Below are 20,538 nucleotides of genomic sequence, written 5' to 3' on the forward strand. Positions count from 1 at the left end.
CTGACGCTCCCATCTGCCAATAGCGCGGCGCTCACGGATATCGAACAGGGCCGCAGTCTGACGATGTGACAAGCCATCTCGCCACATCCTCTCAAGTACTGCCAGCTTGAAAGCCGCACTGCGGTGTGTGTATTTCTTGCGCAGCCCCGTCACGCCATGCTGCCGGTAGTTGTCCAACCATTGCCGTACGGTGGACGCATCCAGGCAGTGCTGACGTGCCACTTCCCTTAAGCTGGTCTCCTCACGTAAACACTGCTGCACCACCCGCAGCTTGAACCACTCGTCGTACCGATTGCTCATAGAAACACCCCGAAGGTTGGATTGGGTGTCCAACTTTCGGGGTGCAGTTCACCATGGGGGCGGTTTTTCTTACAGCTTCAAGCTTCCGGCTCTCAACTCACATGTGCGGCTTGAGCACCTGCACCAGCGCCTTGTAGAGACGCGGTCCGGCAGCCATCAGCGGGCCACCTGTGGTCACGTTGGGGCCGCCGTCGGGGCCGCCCATCAAGGCACCGGCCTCCCTGAGCAGCAAGGCGCCGACCAGGCTGTCCTGCTCCTCGAGACCCAACACGAAGACCGCATCGGCGCGCCCGGCAGCCATTTCGGCGATATCCAGCAATGGGCAGCCACTCGCCGTCAGGGTATCGATCTGCGGGCCAAGCTGTTGAGCGATGTTCATATAGGTCGGCAGATAGCGCGAGCGGAAGTCGCCTTCCGGCAACCCCATGGCGGCACGAATGCCGGTGACGCTGGTCGCCTTGGTCACGCGAATACGCTTGCCGTTATGCTGGGCGCCACGCCCGCGACTGGCCAGGTATTCGTCGTCGTTGAACGGGCAGATCACCACGGCATGTTCGGGGCGGCCCTTGACCAGACAGACCAGCGACAGCGCGAAGCCGTTACCGGCCACGCCCAGGTTGGAATAGCCATGGAAGGGTTCGATCTTCCATAATGTGTCGCGGCCTTCGCCTTCACCGTCACGGTGCGGCGTGTAACGTCCGACGACGCCATGCTGCGGATAGCCGCGAGCCAGTTGGCGAACGATCAATGTTTCGGCATTGCGGGCGGCATCTTCCAACAAGCCATCGAGATTGCGGTCTTCGTGTGCGACTTCGATGCGCTCGCGAATACGCACGAATTGCTCGGAAGCGCTACGCGCGGCGCGCAACGCGAATTGGACCATCGGATGCATGATCGGACCTTGAGGAGTCGGTAACTGTTAAAGAACGAGGATATGCCTTCGGGTAGAAGATATCCGGCGCGAATCCTAGCAGATTCCACTCACAACCGCCATTGAAGCTCGCGCGGAGCCAGCATGCTAGAATCCGCGCCCTACTACTTTCGCAACCCGGCAGGCCCAGGCCCTATGCTCGAGCGCATTCGCATCGTCCTCATCGGCACCAGTCACCCCGGCAACATCGGCGGCGTTGCCCGCGCGATGAAGAATATGGGCCTGCGCGATCTGGCGCTGGTGACGCCACGCTGCGAGGCACGTTCCAGCGAGGCCATTTCGCGAGCCTCGGGCGCGGACGAGCTGGTCGCCGCGGCACGCATTCACGAAACGCTCGACGCGGCGGTAAGCGATGCCACCCTGGTGGTCGGCGCCAGCGCCCGCTCGCGCACGCTGCCGTGGCCGATGATTACCCCGCGTCAGCTCGGCGAGACGCTGGCCGCCGAGTTGGCGCCCGACGACGCCCGCCTGGCGCTGGTGTTTGGTCGCGAAGACACCGGGCTAACCAACGCCGAACTGCAACGCTGCCATCGCCATGTGCATATTCCCACCGCCGCCGATTTCAGCTCGTTGAACCTGGCCGCGGCGGTCCAGGTGCTCGCCTACGAATGTCGCCAAGCCTGGCTGGCTACCCAGGAAAGCACGCAGGAGCCCCCCGGCGACGACAGTCCCTTCGGCACCGCCTGGGACAACCCGCTGGCCAGCCACGCCGATCTCGAGCGTTTCTTCGAGCACCTCGAGCGCAGCCTGATCGCCATCGATTTTCACGACCCGGATAACCCGCGCCAACTGATGGCGCGCCTGCGCCGCTTGTATCTGCGCGCGCGGCCCGACCAGATGGAGATCAATATCCTGCGCGGCATTCTCAGCGCCGTGGAAAAGCGCGCACGAAGCGGCCGAGGCTGATCCCCGCGCCACATCTTGCAGGGTCGTGACACTGCCCCAATAATGGGGTGTCTACGAATCGTCGTCGCCTTCGTCTTTCGACCGGGCCCGCCATAAGGATCGCTGTATGTTCAGTCGCCTGCGTGAAGACATTGACAGTGTGTTCGACCGCGATCCCGCGGCGCGCAACTTCCTCGAAGTGCTGACCAACTACCCAGGCCTGCACGCCTTGCTGGCGCATCGCCTGAGCCATTGGCTGTGGCGGCACAACCTGAAATGGCTGGCGCGTAGCGTCTCTAACCTGTTCCGCTGGCTGACCGGCATCGAGATTCACCCCGGCGCACGCATCGGCCGGCGCTTCTTCATCGACCATGGCATGGGCGTGGTGATCGGCGAGACCGCCGAAGTCGGCGACGACGTCACGCTCTATCAGGGCGTCACGCTGGGCGGTACCAGTTGGAACAAGGGCAAGCGCCACCCCACGCTAGAAGACGGCGTGATCGTCGGCGCCGGCGCCAAGATCCTCGGCCCGTTCGTGGTCGGGACCGGCGCCAAGATCGGTTCCAACGCGGTGATCACCAAGGAGGTGCCGGCCGGCGCCACGGTGGTCGGCATTCCCGGCAAGATCGTCAAGCGCGCCGATCCCCACGTCGAGGAACCGCCAATCTTCGACCCCGAGCGCCGCGAGGCCATGCGCCAGAAATTCGGCTTCGACGCCTACGGGGTCAGCCAGGACATGCCCGACCCGGTGGCGCGCTCGATGCAGGCGATGCTCGATCACATGCATGCCGTCGACCAGCGTATCGAGTCGATGTGCAATACCCTGTGCAAGCTCGACGCCGGCTACCGCAACGGCCAATTGCCCGAGTTGCGCGACGAGGATTTCGCCGAGATGCTCGCCGATGCCGAAAGCTGCTGCTCGAGCAGCGATACGCCGCCCGCGCCGCCGGAGCCAGAACCAGAGCCAAAGCCACCGAAGTCATCGGCGAAGCACGACGAAGCCGATGAACCGATAACGCCACGCAAGCGTTCGAACGAGCGGCGCTGAGTCGGCTGTCGGAATTGTTGACCGTTCTACTAGGTTTTCCCATAATGGCCGTCTAGCTTCGCTAGGGCTGACGCCGCCTTGGCGCTTTCTTCCGGCCATCCGACCGACGCTTATGCGCTTGATACCCTTATGCGCCTGACCACCAAAGGACGTTACGCCGTTACCGCGATGCTCGACCTGGCCCTGCATGCCGACCAACGGCCGGTCAGCCTGGCCGATATCTCGCGGCGCCAGGCAATCTCGCTGTCCTATCTCGAGCAGCTTTTCGCACGGCTGCGTCGCGCCCAACTGGTCAAAAGCGTGCGCGGCCCGGGCGGCGGTTACTTGCTGGCGGTACCAGCACCGCAGGTTTCGGTGGCCAGGGTCATCGATGCCGTCGATGAGTCGGTGGATGCCACGCGCTGCCAGGGCTTGTCGGATTGTCAGAAGGGCGATATCTGCCTCACCCACCATCTGTGGTGTGAGCTATCCCACGAGATCCACGGCTTTCTCAATGGCATCACCCTGAACGACCTGGTCAAGCGCAATGACGTGCGCAGCATCGCCGCCCGCCAGCGCCTGCGTACCGACGATGACACCATTGCCATCGACACGCCCTAGCGGGCACACACCCGATGACTTGCAGGATGTTGCCAACAGCGCCATGAACGCACCCATTTATCTCGACTATGCCGCGACCACCCCGGTCGACCCTCGTGTCGCCGAGGCCATGAGCCGCCACCTGACCCTGGATGGGATCTTCGCCAACCCGGCGTCGCGCAGCCATATGCCCGGCTGGCAGGCCGAACAGGCGGTCGAGGGCGCACGCCGCCAGGTCGCCGACATCATCGGCGCCGACCCGCGCGAGATCGTCTGGACATCCGGCGCCACCGAAGCCGACAACCTGGCGCTGATCGGCTTCATGCGCGCCAATCGCGCGCGTGGCCGCCATCTGGTGACTTCGACCATCGAGCACAAGGCGGTGGTGGATACCGCCAGCGCCCTGGAGGCCGAAGGCTTCGAGGTGACCTGGCTGACGCCCGGCAGCGATGGGCGCATCAGCCCTTCGCGGCTGGCCGAGGCGATGCGCGAGGATACCGTGCTGGTGTCGCTGATGGCGGTCAACAACGAACTGGGCGCGATCAATGACCTGGCCGCGCTGTCCGCGGTGGTGCATGCGCGCGGCGCGGCGTTTCATGTCGATGCCGCTCAGGGCGTGGGGCGCATTCCCCTGAATGTCGACGACCTGGGTATCGACCTGATGTCGCTGTCGGGGCATAAGGTCTACGGCCCCAAGGGCGTGGGCGCGCTGTACGTCAGACGCAGCCCCGACATTCGCATCGAGGCGCTGATTCACGGCGGCGGCCATGAACGCGGCATGCGCTCGGGCACCCTGCCGACCCATCAGATCGTCGGCATGGGCGAGGCCTGCGCCCTGGCCGCGACCGAAGCCGCGGCCGACCAGGCACGTGCCAGCGCGCTTGCCGGGCGTTTTCTCGACGGCCTCGATGACATCGAAGGCATTCACCGCAATACCGACGTCGCGGTGGCGGTACCCAATATCATCAATCTCGCCTTCGACGGCGTCGATGGCGAATCGCTACTCATGGCGCTACGCAATATCGCGGTTTCCACCGGTTCGGCATGCAACTCGGCGAGCGTCGAGCCATCCTATGTACTAAGAGGCATCGGCGTGCCGCGATCGCGCGCGCTGACGGCGCTACGCTTCAGCCTCGGGCGCTTCACGTCCGAGGCCGACATCGACACCGCCGTCGCCGAGATACGTCACGCCGTCACGGCACTTCGCCGCTAGTCGGCAAGTCCGCATTCATTCAGGAGGTTAATCATGGCGCATGTTTCGATCACTCCCGCCGCCGCCCAGCAGATTCGTCAGGTGCTCGACGAACGTGGGCATGGCCTCGGCCTGCGCGTCACCGTCAAGCCCAGCGGCTGCTCGGGCTACAGCTACGTCCTTGACTTCGCCGATCAGGCGGCCAACGACGATGTGCCCTTCGAGGAGCACGGCGCCAAGGTCTTCGTCGCCCCTCAGGCGCTGGACATGCTCGACGGCAGCGAGGTGGATTATGTCTCGGAGGGCCTCAACCGCTTCTTCCGCTTCAACAACCCCAACGTCAAGGATCAATGCGGTTGCGGCGAAAGCTTCAGCGTGTGATCGACACCTCGGCACGCCCCACGATGGGTGCGTTACACGTGTCAAGGCGCTATAATGGCGCGATTTTCGGCGTTGGCCGCGCACTCGCCCTCAGGCTCGCGACCGGTCGCATCGCCGAGTGAATTTTCTGCGCGCCGCCTCTGCGGCGCGCAGCCGTATTAACCACTATGACCCGTTACGGAGAACGCCGCATGGCTAGCCAGCGCACCCTGTCCATCGTCAAGCCCGATGCCGTCGCCAAGAACGCGATCGGCGAGATCATCAGCCGCTTCGAAAAGGCCGGCCTCAAGGTCGTCGCCGCCAAGATGCTGCACCTCTCCAAGGAGCAGGCTGAAGGCTTCTACGCCGAGCACAAGGACCGCGGCTTCTTCGGCGATCTGGTCGGCTTCATGACCTCCGGTCCGGTGCTGGTCCAGGTGCTCGAAGGTGACGACGCCATCGTCAAGAACCGCGACCTGATGGGCGCCACCAACCCCCAAGAAGCCGCGCCGGGCACCATTCGCGCCGATTTCGCCCAGTCCATCGACGCTAACGCCGTACATGGCTCCGACTCGCCGGAATCCGCCGAGCGTGAAATCGCTTACTTTTTCGGCAGTGATGAGATCTGCCCGCGCTGATCCGACTCCGCGGGGGCCAATGCCCCCGCTTTCGCTCCCCCCACGACGTTCGATACCCTCATGACTTCAACCACTCGCGCTCCCAACGGTGGCACCCTCACCAATCTGCTCGGACTGTCCCGTGAGCAGATGGAGGCCTTCTTTCTCTCCATCGGCGAGAAGAAGTTTCGCGCAAGCCAGGTGATGAAGTGGATTCATCATGACGGCTGCGACGACTTCGAGGCCATGACCAATCTGTCCAAGGCGCTGCGCGCACGTCTCGCCGAAGTTGCCGAGGTGCGTGGTCCCGGCGTGGTCTACGAGGGCACCTCGAGCGATGGCACGCGCAAGTGGGTGCTGGAAGTCGAGGATGGCAGCTACGTCGAAACCGTATTGATCCCGGCCGAAAACGGCCATCGCCGCACGCTGTGCGTTTCCTCGCAGGTCGGCTGTTCGCTGGATTGCAGTTTCTGCTCCACCGGCAAGCAGGGCTTTCAGCGCAACCTCACCGCCGCCGAGATCATCGGCCAGGTGTGGGTGGCCAGCCGCAGTGGCGGGCCGCGCCGCGACACCGCCAACCGCCCGGTGACCAACGTGGTGATGATGGGCATGGGCGAGCCGCTGCTCAATTACGACAACGTCGTGCCGGCGATGAAGCTGATGCTCGACGACAACGGCTATGGGCTGTCCAAGCGTCGCGTCACCCTTTCGACGTCGGGCGTGGTACCGATGATCGACAAGCTCGGCGACGAACTCGACGTGAGCCTCGCCGTCTCGTTGCATGCCGCCAATGACGAACTGCGCAACGAGCTGGTGCCGCTCAATCGCAAATACAACATTCGCACCCTGCTCGATGCCTGCCAGCGTTACCTCGCCAAGTGCGACGCCGCGCGCATGATCACCATCGAGTACACGCTGATCAAAGACGTCAACGATCAACGCCAGCATGCCGAGCAGCTCGCCGAATTGCTGCGCGAACTGCCGTGCAAGATCAACCTGATTCCGTTCAACCCGTTTCTACACTCCGGTTATGAAAAACCGTCGCGCAACCAGACGATGCGTTTCCAGCAGTGGCTGTATGAGCTGGGCTACACGGCGCCGATCCGCTCCACGCGGGGCGACGACATCGATGCCGCCTGTGGCCAACTGGTCGGCCGAGTCAAGGACCGTACCCGCCGTCATGAGCGTTATATCCAATCGATTCAATTGGATGCCGACTGAATGCCAGGCCCGATCTTGACTTCAATCGGTCACGGCGCTTTGATGAGTACGCTTTGCATCGTCAGCGACGATGCGCCGAGTCGCGGGGCGCACAACCGCCCGGACGCCGTCGTCAACGACAGGGACACCGGAATGCCAATCGAGAGGAGTGCATGATTCGCCAGTGCCGTTCGTCATCGCCGCTTCTCGTGTGCGTCGTCATGCTCGGCGCACTGTGGCTGTCCGGCTGTGTATCGACCACACTGGAAGGTCCAGTTACCACAACGGACTCCGAGCAGGCGGTGGCCCTCAACGTCAGGATGGGCATCGAATACATGGAGCAGGGCAATCTGGTCCGCGCCCATGACAAACTCGACAAGGCGCTGGCGATCGACCCCGGCAACCCCGATGCGCTACAGACTCGCGCGCTGATCTATCAGCTTCAGGGTGAAAACGAACTGGCCGACAAGCTGTTCGAGCGTGCCTTGAGCGCCGCACCGGATTTTACCCGCGCACGTAACAATTACGCGGCGTTCCTGTACAGTCAGGGACGCATCGCCGAAGCCTGCGACCAACTCGAACGGGCTTCGCGAAACATCGACTATGACGACCGGGCCCAGCTATTCACCAACCTGGGCCTGTGCCAGCGGGAGCTGGGCAATCTCGAGGCGGCGCGCAAGAGCCTGCAGCGCGCGCAGGACATCAATCCGCGCAGCGCGCGTAGTTATTACACGTTGGCCGAAATCAACTACGCGCAGGGCAATAACGAGCGCGCCTGGGAGCAGTTGCAATCGTATATTCGACTGGCAGGCGCCAATTCCGCCAGCCTGCGCCTGGCCGAGAAAATCGCCAACGCACGTGGAGACGCCGCCAGCGCCGCCTTTTATTCGCGGCAACTGAACGGTTCCAAAGGCGCCCCCTGACCACCGAATTCAAGAGGAATGCTCAGTCATGAGCGAAGCACAGGAACGACAGGAAGCCCACCTTGACACCGCTGGCCTGCCATCCCCCGGCCAGATGCTCAAGCGTGAGCGCGAACGCCTGGGCATGAACCTCGACGAAGTGGCTGTGCAGCTCAACCTGCGCCCAGCGGTGGTCACCGGGCTCGAAGCCGACAATTACGATCAGGTGCCCGTCGCCGCCTATCGGCGTGGCTACCTGCGGGCCTATGCGCGCTTGGTGGGCATCGATGAGGCCAAGGTCGTCGACGCCTACAATGCCCAGCACGGGCGTAACGATATCGAGCGTAAAATATCCCCGGTGCATGCCACCAAGCCACCATCGCGCGTCGGCGCCTGGATATTCAAGCTGGTAACGCTGCTGGTCATCCTCGGCTTGATCGGCCTGACGCTACTGTGGTGGCAAAGCCGCCAGGGCAACGACCTGCTCGGCCTTGGCGAGCTCGGCGGCCAGGACGCCGTGCAGTCGCTCGATGAACAAGCGAATGGCGAGAGTGCCGCTGGCGACACGGCCATCGATGGCGACGCAACCAACGAGACATTGCCGCCCCTGCCCGAGCAAGGCAACGATCTCGGACTGGTCGACGAGAACGCCGGCGATGCCAGCGATCAGCCGACCAGCGATGCGGTTGCCGAAGACGCTGAAACAGGCGCCGTCGAACCCGGCAACGCAAGCGACGCTACGCCCCCTGCCGACGCTGCCCCGGCCACTTCTCCAAGCGAGACGGCCGATGCAGCCGCGCCAACGAGCGCCGATGACATGGCCGGCGCCGCGGCCACCGCGACCGAAGCACAGGACGCGCCAGCGGTCATCGACGAGCGCAGCATCACGTTGGTCTTCAGTGAAGAGTCATGGACCGAGATATTCGACGCCACCGACGAACGCATTCTGGTCGGCCTGCAGCCCGCCGGCTCTCAGGTCACGATCGAGGGCGAACCGCCCTTCCGCCTGACCATCGGCAATGCCACCGGCGTCGAAATGACCTATCTTAACCAGCCGGTCGATCTTGCCGCCTACACGGGTGGCAACAATGTCGCCCGCTTCAATCTGGGAGAATGAACTAGCCGCCATGCACGCTCAGTCTCCGATCCAGCGGCGCAAATCGCGCCAGATCCACGTCGGCTCGGTGGCGGTGGGCGGCGACGCCCCCATCGCCGTGCAGAGCATGACCAATACCGACACGCTGGACGTCGCCGCCACGGTCGCGCAGATTCAGCGCCTGGAACAGGCCGGCGCCGATATCGTGCGTGTCTCGGTGCCCGACATGGATGCCGCCGAGGCCTTCGGCCGCATCAAGCGCCAGGTGCGGGTGCCGTTGGTCGCCGACATTCATTTCGACTACAAGATCGCCCTGCGCGTCGCCGAACTCGGCGTCGATTGCCTGCGTATCAACCCCGGCAATATCGGTCGCGAGGACCGCGTGCGCGCGGTGGTCAGCGCGGCGCGCGACAATGGCATTCCGATCCGCATCGGCGTCAACGCTGGCTCGCTGGAAAAGGACCTGCAGAAGAAATACGGCGAGCCGACCTCCGCAGCGCTGGTCGAGTCCGCCATGCGCCATATCGATCACCTCGAACGCCTCGACTTCGCCGACTTCAAGGTCAGCGTCAAGGCCTCGGACGTGTTCATGGCCGTGGCCGCCTACCGCCAGTTGGCCCAGCAGATCGAACAGCCGCTGCATCTGGGCATCACCGAGGCCGGCGGCCTGCGTTCGGGCACCGTCAAATCGTCGATCGGGCTGGGCATGCTGCTGATGGACGGCATCGGCGACACCATTCGCGTGTCGCTGGCCGCCGACCCGGTCGAGGAGGTCAAGGTCGGCTACGACATGCTCAAGAGCCTGCGCTTGCGCTCGCGGGGCATCAACTTCATCGCCTGCCCGAGCTGTTCGCGCCAGAACTTCGACGTGATCGGCACCATGAATGCGCTCGAGGAGCGTCTCGAGGACATCATGACGCCGCTCGATGTTTCGGTGATCGGCTGTGTGGTCAACGGCCCCGGCGAAGCCAAGGAGAGCGATATCGGCCTGACCGGCGGTAGCCCGGCCAACCTCGTCTACCTCGACGGCAAGCCGGCCTCCAAGCTGCGTAACGACCACCTGGTCGACGATCTCGAGCGCCTGATTCGCGACAAGGTGCGCGAGAAACAGGCCGCCGAGCAGGACATGATCGCTCGCCAAAGCTGAGATTTCGTTTTCGCCGGGCGCCGCGCCGCCCGGCATCCAGGAGCAACCCCTTGAGCAAGAAGATCCAGGCCATTCGTGGCATGAACGACCTGTTGCCCGAACAATCGCCGCTGTGGCAATACTTCGAGGGCCAGGTCGCGGCATTGATGTTGCGCTATGGCTATCGTGAGATCCGCACCCCCATCGTCGAGCAGACCGCGTTATTCGCCCGCTCCATCGGCGAAGTCACCGACATCGTCGAAAAGGAGATGTACGCCTTCGAGGATCGCAATGGCGACAACCTGGCGCTGCGTCCCGAAGGCACCGCCAGTTGCGTGCGCGCGGCGATGGAGCACGGGCTGCTGCACAACCAGACCCAGCGGCTGTGGTATCAGGGCCCGATGTTTCGCCACGAGCGCCCTCAGAAGGGTCGCTATCGCCAGTTCCACCAGGTCGGGGTCGAAGCCTACGGCATGCAGGGCCCGGACATCGACGCCGAACTCATCCTGCTGTCGGCGCGACTCTGGAAGCAACTGGGGCTCTTCGAGCACGTTACGCTGGAGCTCAATTCGCTGGGCTCGCTCGAGGCTCGTGCCGCCTATCGTAGTACCTTGGTAGCCTACTTCGAGTCTCACTTCGACGTGCTCGACGAGGATTCACGCCGGCGCCTGTCGAGTAACCCGCTGCGCATTCTCGACTCGAAGAATCCCGACATGGCCACGATGCTGGCCGGCGCGCCGCAATTGCTCGATCATCTCGACGCGCCATCGCGCGAACATTTCGCGCAGCTCACCGCGCTGCTCGATGCCGCCGGTATCGACTACCGCATCAATCCGCGACTGGTGCGCGGCCTCGATTACTATTCGCGCAGCGTGTTCGAGTGGACCACCACGGCACTCGGTAGCCAGGGCACGGTATGCGCCGGTGGCCGCTACGACGCGCTGGTCGAGCAACTCGGCGGCAAGCCGACCCCAGCGGTAGGTTTCGCGATGGGCGTCGAGCGCTTGATCCTGCTGCTCGAGACTCTCGACCTGGTGCCGGCACAGAGCCAGCACGGCGTGGACGCCTATCTGCTGGCCATCGGCGAGCGCGCCGAGCACCAGGCACTGTTGCTCGGCGAGCAGTTGCGTGATGTGCTACCCGATTTGGCGCTGCACGTGCATTGTGGCGGCGGCAGCTTCAAGAGCCAGATCAAGAAGGCCGACAAGAGCGGCGCGCGCCTGGCGTTGATCCTCGGCGAGGAAGAAGTGGCCCAGGGCACGCTGGGGCTCAAGTATCTGCGCGAGGAGCGCGAGCAGGAAACCCTGCCGCGCGACGCCGCCATCGAGCGGCTGCGGGAACTCCTGCGCTGAATGAATGATGCAAACTCATTGAGACCTTGTCCGGGAATCGGCGAGTGCAGCCAATTATCGGAAAGACCGTAAAGGAGACCGCCCGTGGCGGAGCTAAGAACCGAAGAAGAACAGCTTGAAGCACTCAAGCGCTGGTGGAAGGAAAACGGCACCTCGCTGATCGTCGGCGTGGTCATAGCCGTCGTCGCGGTCGTCGGCTGGAAAGCCTGGCAGAGCTACCAGGCCAATCAGGCCGAGGCCGCCTCGATGCGCTATCAACAACTGCTGACACTGGCCAGCCGGCCGACCCTCGAGGGTGACGCCCTGGCCGAGGCGCAGCGACTGATCGGCGAGATCAGCGACACGCATGGCGATACCCTGTATGCCGATCTGGCCACGCTGATCGAGGCGCGCGTGGCGATCGCCGACGGCGACCTCGCTGCCGCCAGCGGCGCACTCGAAGCGCTGATCGAGAATACCCAGCGCGACTACCTCAAGGGGTTGGCCCGCTTGCGTCTGGCTCGACTGCAACTCGCCGAAGGCGACGCCGAAGCGGCCCTGGCATCGCTCGAGGCCGGCGTCCCCGATGCGCTCGGCGCCCAGCGCGCCGATACCCGTGGCGATATCCTGCTCGCCCTGGGCCGCGAGGATGACGCCCGCGAGGCCTATCAAACGGCGCTGAACCTGTCACAGGAAACCGGCCAGCCAGTCTATGGCGTACAGCTCAAGCTCGACAATCTCGGTGCGGAGGATGCCACTCTATGAAACTTTCCCAGCTGATCGTACCGGCACTGCTGACGACGCTAATGGTCGGCTGCGCCGGCAAGGTCGAACCGGAATATCCGCCCCAGCCGCTGACCTCGTTCGATGCCAACACCGAACTCGAGCACGTCTGGAGCCAGGGTATCGGCGACGGCCTGGGCATCGCCCGCTATCCGATCACCCCGGCTTTGGATGACGGCCGACTATTCGCCGCCGATCAATCCGGCCTGCTGCGCGCCATCGACGCCTCCAGCGGCGAGACACTCTGGGAGATCCAGCTCGACACGCCGGTCTCCAGCGGCCTGACCGCCGTCGCCGGCCAGCTCTATCTGGGCACGCGTAACGGCGAAGTGCTGGCTATCGACCAGCAAAGCGGCGACGTGTTGTGGCGGGCGCCGGTCTCCAGCGAAGTGCTCGCCCCGCCTCAGCCCAATACCGAACTGCTGGTAGTGCAGAGTGTCGACGGCGCGGTAACCGCACTGGATCGCGCGACCGGCGAGGAACGCTGGGTCTACACCAGCAGCGAGCCGGCATTGACCCTGCGTGGCACCGGCACGCCGCGGGTAATCGACCCGGTCACCTTCGCCGGTTTCGCCAATGGCCGCCTGGTCACGCTGGACAACCGTAGCGGACAGCCGCTATGGGACATGCGCGTCGCCGTGCCACGCGGCCGCACCGAAGTCGATCGACTGGTCGACCTCGACGGCCAGCCGCTGCTGACCCAGGACGGACGCCTGTACATCACCAGCTACAACGGCCGCTTGCTGGCGCTGGAAGCCACCAGTGGCGAAATACTCTGGGAGCGTGAGAGTTCCAGCTACCTGAGTCCGCTGCTGGTCGGTGATACCCTGTTCACCGTCACCGAAGGTAGCCACGTACTGGCGCTGGATGCCCTGTCAGGCCGCGTGATATGGGAGTCCGTGGCCCTCGAGGGCCGCTCGCTGACCGCGCCGGTATTCGTCGACGGACGTATCGCGCTGGGTGATTATGAAGGCTATGTGCACCTGCTCGACGCCGAGAGTGGCGAAATCGTCGGACGCCAGGAGGTTGGCAACACCGTCAGCCTGCCACTGCTGGCCGGCGAACAGCGTGTCTATGTCATGACCAACGATGGCGAGCTCGACGCCTACCGCCTGGAATCCACCGACCAAACTCCATGAATCCCGTAATCGCTCTGGTTGGCCGACCCAATGTCGGCAAGTCGACCCTCTTCAACCGCCTGACGCGCTCGCGCGATGCCCTGGTGGCCGACTTCCCCGGTCTGACGCGGGATCGCAAGTACGGCAACGGCCAGCTCGGCGACAAGACCTATACGGTCATCGACACCGGCGGCATCAGCGGTGACGAGGACGGCATCGACGCCGCCATGGCCGAGCAGTCGCTGGTGGCCATCGACGAAGCCGATATCGTGCTGTTCATGGTCGATGCCCGCGCCGGACTCAACGTCGCCGACGAGGCCATCGCCAACCATCTGCGCGTCAATCAGAAGAAGACCTGGCTGGTGGTCAACAAGACCGACGGCCTCGAAGAGCATTCGGCGATGGCCGATTTCTGGACCCTGGGGCTCGGCGATCCGCACCCTATCGCCGCCGCTCACGGGCGCAACGTCACCACCCTGATCGACGAGGTGCTGGCGCCGTTCCCCGAGCGCGAGGACGGCTACGTGCCGGCCACCGACAAGGGTATTCGTATCGGCGTGATCGGCCGCCCCAACGTCGGCAAATCGACGCTGGTCAACCGCCTGCTCGGCGAGGAGCGCGTGGTGGTGTTCGACGAGGCCGGCACCACCCGCGACGCCATCGAGATCCCCTTCGAGCGGCGCGGCCGGCCCTACGTGCTGGTCGATACCGCCGGCGTGCGGCGGCGCAAGAACATCAGCCAGATCGCCGAGAAGTTCTCGATCGTCAAGACCCTCGAGGCGATCAAGGAGTGTCATGTGGCGATCATGGTGCTCGATGCGCGCGGCGGTCTGGTCGAACAGGACCTGCACCTGCTCGACTACGTACTGACCTCGGGGCGCGCGCTGGTACTGGCGGTCAACAAGTGGGATGGCCTCGAGAGCGAACAGCGCGAAAAGATGCGCGCCGACATCAAGCGTCGCCTGGGCTTCGCCGATTATGCCGACCTGCATTTCATCTCGGCGCTGCACGGCACGGCGGTGGGCGACCTTTACCCTTCGGTCGAGCGTGCCTTCAAGGCCGCTACCGGACGCTGGTCGACCAATCGCCTGACGACCATCCTGCAGGACGCGGTGAGCGAGCATCAGCCGCCGCTGGTGCATGGCCGACGCATCAAGCTGCGCATGGCTCACCAGGGCGGCACCAATCCGCCGATCATCGTCGTGCATGGCAATCAGACCGGCTCCCTGCCGGAAGCCTACAAGCGCTTCCTGACCAATACCTTTCGCAAGGTGCTCAAGGTGCGTGGCACGCCGATGCGCTTCGAATTTCGCTCGGGCGCCAACCCCTTCGACGCCGACGCCGGTGCCAGCGACCGCGAGAAGGCCAAGAAGCGCGAGCTGGGAAGGACCAAGGAGGCGCGCAAGAACCGGCGCCGCTAGGCTTTTTCCAGCTCCAGTTGCCCCACCCACTGGCAGGCGAACTGCCAGGCGGCGCGACCGCTGCGCCCGCCACGCAGTGTCGCGAAGCGAATCGCCGCTTCACGGGCTTCATCGTTCCAGGCATCGCCGCCACCCAAGCGAGCGACCCAGTGGGTGCAGGTATCGAGGTAGGTCGCCTGGTTGAACGGATGAAAGGCCAACCACAGGCCGAAGCGATCGGACAGCGATATCTTCTCCTCGACGGCATCGCCGTGATGCAGCTCGTCGCCGACCAGGCGCGTGTCGGCGTTATCGGCGAGCGACTCGGGGAGCAGATGACGACGATTGGATGTCGCATACAGCAGCACGTTTTCCGGCGGTCCGGTCAGGGTGCCATCGAGCACGCTCTTGAGGGCCTTGTAGGCATCGTCGTTGCCCTCGAACGACAGATCGTCGCAATACACCACGAAGCGCTGTGGCGCGTCGCGCAATTGCTGTACCAGCCCAGGCAGGCTGACCAGGTCGTGGCGGTCGACCTGGATCAGGCGCAGGCCCTCGCTGGCCAAGGTGTTGAGTAGCGCGCGTACCAGCGACGACTTGCCACTGCCCCGCGCGCCCCACAGCAGGGCATGGTTGGCCGGCAAGCCGCGCAGAAAGGCCCGGGTGTTGTCGAGCAAGGCTCCCTTCTGGCGCTCGATGCCCAGCAGATCGTCCAGCGTGAGGGCATCGCGCACCGCAACCGGCAACAACTGGCCGCCGAGTGCGTGGCGTTGCCACAGCGCGGCGACATCGCGCGACCAATCCAGTCGCGGCGGCTCGGCGGGTAGCCAGGCCTCGACGCGATCGAGTAATACAACGAGACGCTGAGTCAGCTCGGCATCCATGTGCTGGGTTCTCCCCATGGTTACGGATTGACGAAAGAACGCGAAGGTTGACCCCAAAGGGCATCCGGGTATCTTGGAGCCGATCATGTTCACGGTCCAGACGGACAACAAAGGATGTTAACGATGAAGTGGATGATGCGCGCCGCCACCGGCGCATTGGTGCTAACGCTCGCCGCCTGTAGCCAGTCGCCCACCGGGCGTTCGCAGCTGACGCTGTTCTCCGAGGAACAGCTCGAAGAGATGGGCGCACAGAGCTTCACGCAATACGAGCAGGAACTGCCGGTGGTCGGTGGCCAGGTCGGTGAATATGTTCAGTGCGTGGCCACGGCCATCACGGGTGAGTTGAACGCCGGCGAAACCTGGGAAGTCAAGGTCTTCAAGGACGGCTCGGCGAACGCCTTCGCCCTGCCGGGTGGGCATATCGGCGTCAATACCGGCCTGCTTGACGTGGCGACCAACCAGGATCAACTGGCCGCGGTAATCGGCCACGAGGTGGCACACGTGCTCGCCAGCCACGCCAACGAGCGCGTTTCCACCCAGGCCGCGACACAGACCGGGCTATCGGTGTTGCAAGCCGCCGCCGGCTTGAACAGCGCTGGCGGTCAGCAACTGATGGGGCTGCTCGGCATGGGCGCCAAATACGGCATCATCCTGCCCTTCTCGCGCCAGCACGAGAGCGAGGCCGACACCCTTGGGCTGAACCTGATGGCCCAGGCCGGCTTCGACCCGCGCGCCAGCATCGAGTTGTGGCAAAACATGTCGGCCGGCAGCCAGGGCCAACCACCGGTATGGCTCTCGACCCACCCCAGCCACGGCCAGCGCATCAACGGCCTTCAGGCGCACATGGACGAAGCCATGGCGCTGTATGAGCAGGCGCGCGCCGCGGGCTCGGGCCCGAGCTGCCAGGCACCCGGCTGATGACCCGCTGGGGAACACTGGCCCTGATCGTGCCGATTTTCGTGCTACTCGGCATGTATTTCTGGGAGTTGGGCGATGTGCGTGAGTGCCAGCTTTCCGGCGGCCACTGGGATTATCTAAGCGAGGCCTGCCGTGCGCAGCCGCAACCGTTCGTGTCGTTTCTCGAGCGCCACCCCTGGCTCGGCAACGGCGGCATGCTGCTATCGGTGGCGGGGCTGGTGATGTGCTTTCTGGGGCTTTACGTCAAGCGCCGCTGATTATCGCGACCGCCGCAACATCTCGCGTACCGCCGCGGTATCGGGGCGCTTGTTGCGCCACAGGAAAAACGACTCCGCGGCCTGCTCGACCAGCATGCCCAGGCCATCGACGGTGCGCGCGCCGCGCTTTGCCGCCCAACGCAAAAATACCGTCGGCTCGGCGCCGTACATCATGTCGTAGGCCAGCGCGCCATCGGCGAACAGCTCATCGGGTAGCGGCGGCAGCTCGCCGCCCAGGCTGGCGCTGGTGCCATTGATCACCAGATCGAAGGTGCCGACCACGGCATCGAAACCGCCGCCGGTGGTTTCTCCCAGATCGGCGAAATCGCTCGCCAGCCGTTCGGCCTTGGCGGCGGTGCGGTTGGCGATCATCAGCGCCGCCGGGTTGGCGGCGAGTAGCGGCTCGAGAATGCCACGCACCGCGCCACCGGCACCCAGCACCAGAATGCGCGCGCCCTCGAGCGGCGCGGCATGCGCCTGAAGGTCGCGTACCAGACCGACACCGTCGGTGGTGTCGCCATAAACACGCTCATGCTTGCCCACCATCAGGGTATTCACCGCACCGGCGCGCTGGGCGCGCGGGCTGAGAACATCGGCGAGGCGGTAGGCCTGTTCCTTGAACGGCACGGTCACATTGGCGCCACGCCCGCCCTCGGCGACAAACGCCCGCCAGGCGCCGGCGAAATCGTCGAGTGGCGCTTCGATCGCCTCGTAGCGCAGCGACTCGCCGGTCTGCTCGGCGAAGACGGTATGAATGCGCGGTGACTTGGAGTGACCGACCGGATGGCCGAATACGCAATAACGGTCGCTCATCAAATTCTCTCCTTGTTAGGCGAGCTTTATAGTATCGCGCAATGCAGCGATTCGTTGGGGGGCGCCGAGCCCGTGCAGGCGATCATTCGGTGACTTCCCCCAGCCAGTCGCGCGGGCGCAGGTAGTCGCGATACAGCGCTTCCTCGCGGCTCCCCGGCTCGGGCGTCCAGCCATAGTGCCACTCGGCGACCGGCGGCATCGACATCAGGATCGACTCGGTGCGCCCGCCGCTTTGCAGGCCGAACAGCGTGCCGCGATCCCAGACCAGGTTGAACTCCACGTAGCGCCCACGCCGGTAGGCTTGAAAGGCCCGCTCACGCTCGCCGTAGTCCATGTTGCGCCGGCGCTGCACGATCGGTAGATAAGCCTCGAGGAAGCTGTTTCCTATCGCTTGTTGAAAGGCGAAGCAGGTCGCGAAATCCCAGCTATTCAGGTCGTCGAAGAACAGCCCGCCGACGCCGCGCGTCTCGTCGCGATGCTTGAGATAGAAGTAATCGTCGCACCAGCGCTTGAAACACGGGTAGACGTCGTCGCCGAACGGCGCGCAGGCATCGCGGGCGACCCGATGCCAATGCACCACGTCATCCAGTCTCGGGTAGAACGGGGTCAGGTCGTAGCCGCCGCCGAACCACCACACCGCTGGCTCACCCGGCTTTTCGGCGATAAAGAAACGCACGTTGCCGTGGCTGGTCGGCACGTGAGGATTGCGCGGATGCATCACCCACGACACGCCGACCGCATGGAAGCTGCGTCCGGCCAACTCGGGGCGCGCGGCGCTGGCCGATGCCGGCAACGTGGCGCCATAAACGTGCGAGAAGTTGACGCCGCCCTTCTCGAACAGCGCGCCGTCTTCGAGCACTCGCGAGCGCCCACCACCGCCTTCGCTACGCTCCCAGGCATCCTCGCGAAACTCACCGCCATCCTCCTCGGCCAGGGTCTGGCAGAGGCGATCCTGCAGATCGAGCAGGTAGCGTTTGACGTCGTCGAGAAGGTCGTGTGCCACGGGGGTCTCCTTGGGTCCGGGCGAACCGCCGACTATAGGCGGCGAATTGAATACATGGCATGCCCACGGGCCGTGTCAGGCGCGTAAGACCTCACCCGTGACCAGATCGCGAATGGTGCTGGGCCGGTCATGGCCACCGAGCGGCCCCTCGATGACTGCCGCGATGGCCGAACCGAACGTGCGGCGTACCGAGGCGCCATCGAGCGCCGGTGGCTCGCCGGCAACATTGGCGGACGTGGAAACGATGGGGCTGCCGAAGGCGGTGCACAACTCGATGATCAGCGGGTGATCGGTGACGCGCAGCGCCACGCGGGTATGCTCGCCGCGCAGTAACGGGTGGGAGCGGCCATTATCCGGCACCAGCCAGGTATTGGGTCCCGGCCAACTACTCGCCAGACGCTGGCGATGGATTTGCTCCAGCCCCGCCAGCCAGGGTTCGAACTGGGCGATATCGCCGGCAATCAGGATCAACCCCTTGGCGGGGTCGCGACGCTTCAGATCGATCAGCGACTGTAACGCCGCCTGGTTATCCGGATCGCAGCCCAGTCCCCATATCGCCTCGGCCGGATAGGCGATCAATCCACCCGCGCGCAGGGCGCTGATAGCGGCATCGACAGCATGGCGATCGGTCATCTTTGCGGGGCTCCGACTCATTGAAGAACGCCGCAAATTCTAGCATGTCCGTCATGTTACGGCAGCCGCTCGGGTCTATCGGGGCTGGCGTACCCAGCCACCCGGCGCCTGTGCCGCCCAGCCGTCGAGTTCCAGCTCGAGCAACCGCTGCTGGCAGTGCGCAAAGCCCTGGCCGCTCAGCTCGATCAGCAGGTCCAGCGGCGTCGGGGCGTCGCTGAGCAGGTCCAGCAGCGAATCTTGCGGGGCGGCGGGCGTCTCGATGGCTGTCCGCGTAATAGCCGGCGCAAGCGCCCAGTGGCCAAGCTCGGCGAGCATGTCGTCGAGACAGGTGACCAGTGTCGCGCCCTGGCGCAGCAACGCCAGACAACCGCGCGCCTGAGGGTTGTTGATCGAACCGGGCAGCGTGAACACCTCGCGATTCTGCTCCATGGCCAGCCGCGCGCTGATCAACGAGCCGCTCTTCTCGGCCGCCTCGACCACCAGCACGCCCAGCGCCAGACCGGTGATGATGCGGTTGCGACGCGGAAAGAACGCCGGGTTGGCGCGCGTGCCAGGGGCATGCTCGCTAAGCAGCAGCCCACCTTGATCGAGCATGCGCCGATAGAGATCGTGGTGACTCGATGGATAGATCACATCGATGCCACAACCCAGCACACCGATGCTCGGGCCTGCGGCCTGCAACGCCGCATGATGAGCGCGGCCATCGATACCCAGCGCCATGCCGCTGATCACGCACAGCCCGGCACCGGCGAGATCGGCGGCGAAGCGGGCCGCATTGCCCAGCCCCTCGCGGGTCGGCCGCCGCGAGCCGACCATGGCCACGCCCGGCACCGCCAAGGCGTTCAGCTCGCCATGCGCCCAGAGCAGCGCCGGCGGGTCGGGCAACTCGTCGAGCAGCGCCGACCAGGCCGCGTGACCGGGAAACAGCAGGTGGTGCGCGGGACTGGCTGCCTCCCAGGCCAGTGCGCGCTCGATCTTCGCCTGTAACGGGCTGCGCGAGGGATACTCGAGCCACAGGCGCAGGGCATCGCGCGCGGCGGCGGGCAACAGCGCCAGCCAGCCATGCGGCCAGTCCGCTCGACGCTCACGCAGTGTCATCAAGCGGCGCGGACCCAATCCGGGCAGGTACGACAGCAGTAGCCATTCCCTGGCAGTCATCGAC

23 protein-coding genes are annotated in these 20,538 nt (G+C 64.7%); 16 read left to right on the forward strand and 7 right to left on the reverse strand.

Going from position 1 to position 20,538, the window contains the following annotated elements; translation table 11 throughout:
• Positions 1-300 (reverse strand): helix-turn-helix domain-containing protein (locus BLR92_RS07085; RefSeq protein WP_139171580.1); only part of this gene is annotated, 300 nt, incomplete at its 3' end.
• A gap of 97 nt (positions 301-397) precedes the next feature.
• Entirely contained in the window at positions 398-1,192 is a 795-nt protein-coding gene (locus tag BLR92_RS07090; protein WP_089726984.1) for an inositol monophosphatase family protein, read from the reverse strand.
• Between the two features lie 174 nt (positions 1,193-1,366).
• On the opposite strand from BLR92_RS07090, the gene trmJ reads away from it, so the two are divergent.
• From trmJ to der, 14 genes are all read left to right on the forward strand, one after another.
• Positions 1,367-2,137, forward strand: coding sequence for a tRNA (cytosine(32)/uridine(32)-2'-O)-methyltransferase TrmJ (gene trmJ / locus BLR92_RS07095; RefSeq protein ID WP_089726986.1), 771 nt, complete (start codon positions 1,367-1,369; stop codon positions 2,135-2,137).
• Positions 2,138-2,243: 106 nt separating this feature from the next.
• On the forward strand, positions 2,244-3,164 hold the full coding sequence (gene cysE / locus BLR92_RS07100; protein WP_245704133.1) for a serine O-acetyltransferase: 921 nt from the start codon (positions 2,244-2,246) through the stop codon (positions 3,162-3,164).
• Positions 3,165-3,293: 129 nt separating this feature from the next.
• Complete coding sequence (gene iscR / locus BLR92_RS07105) at positions 3,294-3,764, forward strand: Fe-S cluster assembly transcriptional regulator IscR (protein WP_089726988.1); 471 nt, start codon at positions 3,294-3,296, stop codon at positions 3,762-3,764.
• A gap of 43 nt (positions 3,765-3,807) precedes the next feature.
• Positions 3,808-4,956: an aminotransferase class V-fold PLP-dependent enzyme gene (locus BLR92_RS07110; protein ID WP_089726990.1), complete on the forward strand. Its 1,149-nt coding sequence runs from the start codon at positions 3,808-3,810 to the stop codon at positions 4,954-4,956.
• Between the two features lie 33 nt (positions 4,957-4,989).
• Positions 4,990-5,316, forward strand: a complete 327-nt coding sequence (locus BLR92_RS07115) for a HesB/IscA family protein (protein ID WP_089726992.1) — start codon at positions 4,990-4,992, stop codon at positions 5,314-5,316.
• Positions 5,317-5,507: 191 nt separating this feature from the next.
• Positions 5,508-5,933, forward strand: coding sequence for a nucleoside-diphosphate kinase (ndk, locus tag BLR92_RS07120; RefSeq protein WP_089726994.1), 426 nt, complete (start codon positions 5,508-5,510; stop codon positions 5,931-5,933).
• A 60-nt stretch (positions 5,934-5,993) separates the two neighbouring features.
• A complete protein-coding gene (gene rlmN, locus BLR92_RS07125; protein ID WP_089726996.1) occupies positions 5,994-7,133 on the forward strand; it encodes a dual-specificity RNA methyltransferase RlmN in 1,140 nt (379 codons plus the stop codon).
• A 152-nt stretch (positions 7,134-7,285) separates the two neighbouring features.
• Positions 7,286-8,035, forward strand: coding sequence for a type IV pilus biogenesis/stability protein PilW (gene pilW, locus BLR92_RS07130; protein ID WP_089726998.1), 750 nt, complete (start codon positions 7,286-7,288; stop codon positions 8,033-8,035).
• A 28-nt stretch (positions 8,036-8,063) separates the two neighbouring features.
• Entirely contained in the window at positions 8,064-9,131 is a 1,068-nt protein-coding gene (locus BLR92_RS07135; protein WP_089727000.1) for a RodZ domain-containing protein, read from the forward strand.
• A 10-nt stretch (positions 9,132-9,141) separates the two neighbouring features.
• Positions 9,142-10,257: a flavodoxin-dependent (E)-4-hydroxy-3-methylbut-2-enyl-diphosphate synthase gene (gene ispG, locus BLR92_RS07140; RefSeq protein ID WP_089727002.1), complete on the forward strand. Its 1,116-nt coding sequence runs from the start codon at positions 9,142-9,144 to the stop codon at positions 10,255-10,257.
• 50 nt (positions 10,258-10,307) lie between these two features.
• The gene (gene hisS / locus BLR92_RS07145) at positions 10,308-11,588 is read left to right on the forward strand and encodes a histidine--tRNA ligase (RefSeq protein WP_089727004.1); all 1,281 of its coding nucleotides are present in this window, start codon (positions 10,308-10,310) and stop codon (positions 11,586-11,588) included.
• Positions 11,589-11,672: 84 nt separating this feature from the next.
• Positions 11,673-12,332: a YfgM family protein gene (locus tag BLR92_RS07150; protein ID WP_089727006.1), complete on the forward strand. Its 660-nt coding sequence runs from the start codon at positions 11,673-11,675 to the stop codon at positions 12,330-12,332.
• A complete protein-coding gene (bamB, locus tag BLR92_RS07155) occupies positions 12,329-13,489 on the forward strand; it encodes an outer membrane protein assembly factor BamB (RefSeq protein ID WP_089727008.1) in 1,161 nt (386 codons plus the stop codon). Before BLR92_RS07150 ends, bamB begins: the two co-directional genes overlap by 4 nt.
• Entirely contained in the window at positions 13,486-14,889 is a 1,404-nt protein-coding gene (gene der, locus BLR92_RS07160; protein WP_089727009.1) for a ribosome biogenesis GTPase Der, read from the forward strand. The genes bamB and der overlap by 4 nt, the downstream gene beginning before the upstream one ends.
• Here der and BLR92_RS07165 read toward each other — a convergent pair.
• Positions 14,886-15,752, reverse strand: a complete 867-nt coding sequence (locus BLR92_RS07165) for an ATP-binding protein (RefSeq protein WP_089727011.1) — start codon at positions 15,750-15,752, stop codon at positions 14,886-14,888. The genes der and BLR92_RS07165 overlap by 4 nt on opposite strands.
• Before the next feature lie 123 nt (positions 15,753-15,875).
• Here BLR92_RS07165 and BLR92_RS07170 point away from each other — a divergent pair, with 123 nt between their 5' ends.
• Positions 15,876-16,670 (forward strand): M48 family metallopeptidase, encoded by a 795-nt coding sequence (locus tag BLR92_RS07170; RefSeq protein WP_089727013.1) that lies wholly within the window; start codon positions 15,876-15,878, stop codon positions 16,668-16,670.
• On the forward strand, positions 16,670-16,927 hold the full coding sequence (locus tag BLR92_RS07175; RefSeq protein WP_089727015.1) for a hypothetical protein: 258 nt from the start codon (positions 16,670-16,672) through the stop codon (positions 16,925-16,927). The genes BLR92_RS07170 and BLR92_RS07175 overlap by 1 nt, the downstream gene beginning before the upstream one ends.
• Here the strand turns inward: BLR92_RS07175 and aroE are convergent, their stop codons facing one another.
• The 4 genes from aroE to dprA all read right to left on the reverse strand — a co-directional run bounded on the left by aroE (position 16,928) and on the right by dprA (position 20,534).
• Entirely contained in the window at positions 16,928-17,740 is an 813-nt protein-coding gene (gene aroE, locus BLR92_RS07180) for a shikimate dehydrogenase (protein ID WP_089727017.1), read from the reverse strand.
• An 82-nt stretch (positions 17,741-17,822) separates the two neighbouring features.
• Positions 17,823-18,743 (reverse strand): oxygen-dependent coproporphyrinogen oxidase, encoded by a 921-nt coding sequence (hemF, locus tag BLR92_RS07185; protein ID WP_089727019.1) that lies wholly within the window; start codon positions 18,741-18,743, stop codon positions 17,823-17,825.
• A gap of 75 nt (positions 18,744-18,818) precedes the next feature.
• On the reverse strand, positions 18,819-19,376 hold the full coding sequence (locus tag BLR92_RS07190; RefSeq protein WP_089727021.1) for an L-threonylcarbamoyladenylate synthase type 1 TsaC: 558 nt from the start codon (positions 19,374-19,376) through the stop codon (positions 18,819-18,821).
• 75 nt (positions 19,377-19,451) lie between these two features.
• Positions 19,452-20,534 (reverse strand): DNA-processing protein DprA, encoded by a 1,083-nt coding sequence (gene dprA / locus BLR92_RS07195; RefSeq protein ID WP_175488756.1) that lies wholly within the window; start codon positions 20,532-20,534, stop codon positions 19,452-19,454.
• Positions 20,535-20,538: the final 4 nt, after the last annotated feature.

It is taken from the genome of Modicisalibacter muralis (genome assembly GCF_900102945.1).
In the GTDB taxonomy this organism is placed as follows: Bacteria; Pseudomonadota; Gammaproteobacteria; order Pseudomonadales; family Halomonadaceae; genus Modicisalibacter; species Modicisalibacter muralis.

Coding starts and splice junctions, on each gene's coding strand:
- pilW (WP_089726998.1), top strand. CDS start 7,286: ATGATTCGCCAGTGCCGTTCGTCATCGCCGCTTCTCGTGTGCGTCGTC.
- der (WP_089727009.1), top strand. CDS start 13,486: ATGAATCCCGTAATCGCTCTGGTTGGCCGACCCAATGTCGGCAAGTCG.
- BLR92_RS07110 (WP_089726990.1), top strand. CDS start 3,808: ATGAACGCACCCATTTATCTCGACTATGCCGCGACCACCCCGGTCGAC.
- BLR92_RS07170 (WP_089727013.1), top strand. CDS start 15,876: ATGAAGTGGATGATGCGCGCCGCCACCGGCGCATTGGTGCTAACGCTC.
- rlmN (WP_089726996.1), top strand. CDS start 5,994: ATGACTTCAACCACTCGCGCTCCCAACGGTGGCACCCTCACCAATCTG.
- cysE (WP_245704133.1), top strand. CDS start 2,244: ATGTTCAGTCGCCTGCGTGAAGACATTGACAGTGTGTTCGACCGCGAT.
- BLR92_RS07115 (WP_089726992.1), top strand. CDS start 4,990: ATGGCGCATGTTTCGATCACTCCCGCCGCCGCCCAGCAGATTCGTCAG.
- ispG (WP_089727002.1), top strand. CDS start 9,142: ATGCACGCTCAGTCTCCGATCCAGCGGCGCAAATCGCGCCAGATCCAC.
- BLR92_RS07190 (WP_089727021.1), bottom strand. CDS start 19,376: ATGACCGATCGCCATGCTGTCGATGCCGCTATCAGCGCCCTGCGCGCG.
- BLR92_RS07090 (WP_089726984.1), bottom strand. CDS start 1,192: ATGCATCCGATGGTCCAATTCGCGTTGCGCGCCGCGCGTAGCGCTTCC.
- ndk (WP_089726994.1), top strand. CDS start 5,508: ATGGCTAGCCAGCGCACCCTGTCCATCGTCAAGCCCGATGCCGTCGCC.
- BLR92_RS07175 (WP_089727015.1), top strand. CDS start 16,670: ATGACCCGCTGGGGAACACTGGCCCTGATCGTGCCGATTTTCGTGCTA.
- dprA (WP_175488756.1), bottom strand. CDS start 20,534: ATGACTGCCAGGGAATGGCTACTGCTGTCGTACCTGCCCGGATTGGGT.
- bamB (WP_089727008.1), top strand. CDS start 12,329: ATGAAACTTTCCCAGCTGATCGTACCGGCACTGCTGACGACGCTAATG.
- aroE (WP_089727017.1), bottom strand. CDS start 17,740: ATGAGCGACCGTTATTGCGTATTCGGCCATCCGGTCGGTCACTCCAAG.
- BLR92_RS07135 (WP_089727000.1), top strand. CDS start 8,064: ATGAGCGAAGCACAGGAACGACAGGAAGCCCACCTTGACACCGCTGGC.
- trmJ (WP_089726986.1), top strand. CDS start 1,367: ATGCTCGAGCGCATTCGCATCGTCCTCATCGGCACCAGTCACCCCGGC.
- iscR (WP_089726988.1), top strand. CDS start 3,294: ATGCGCCTGACCACCAAAGGACGTTACGCCGTTACCGCGATGCTCGAC.
- BLR92_RS07165 (WP_089727011.1), bottom strand. CDS start 15,752: ATGGATGCCGAGCTGACTCAGCGTCTCGTTGTATTACTCGATCGCGTC.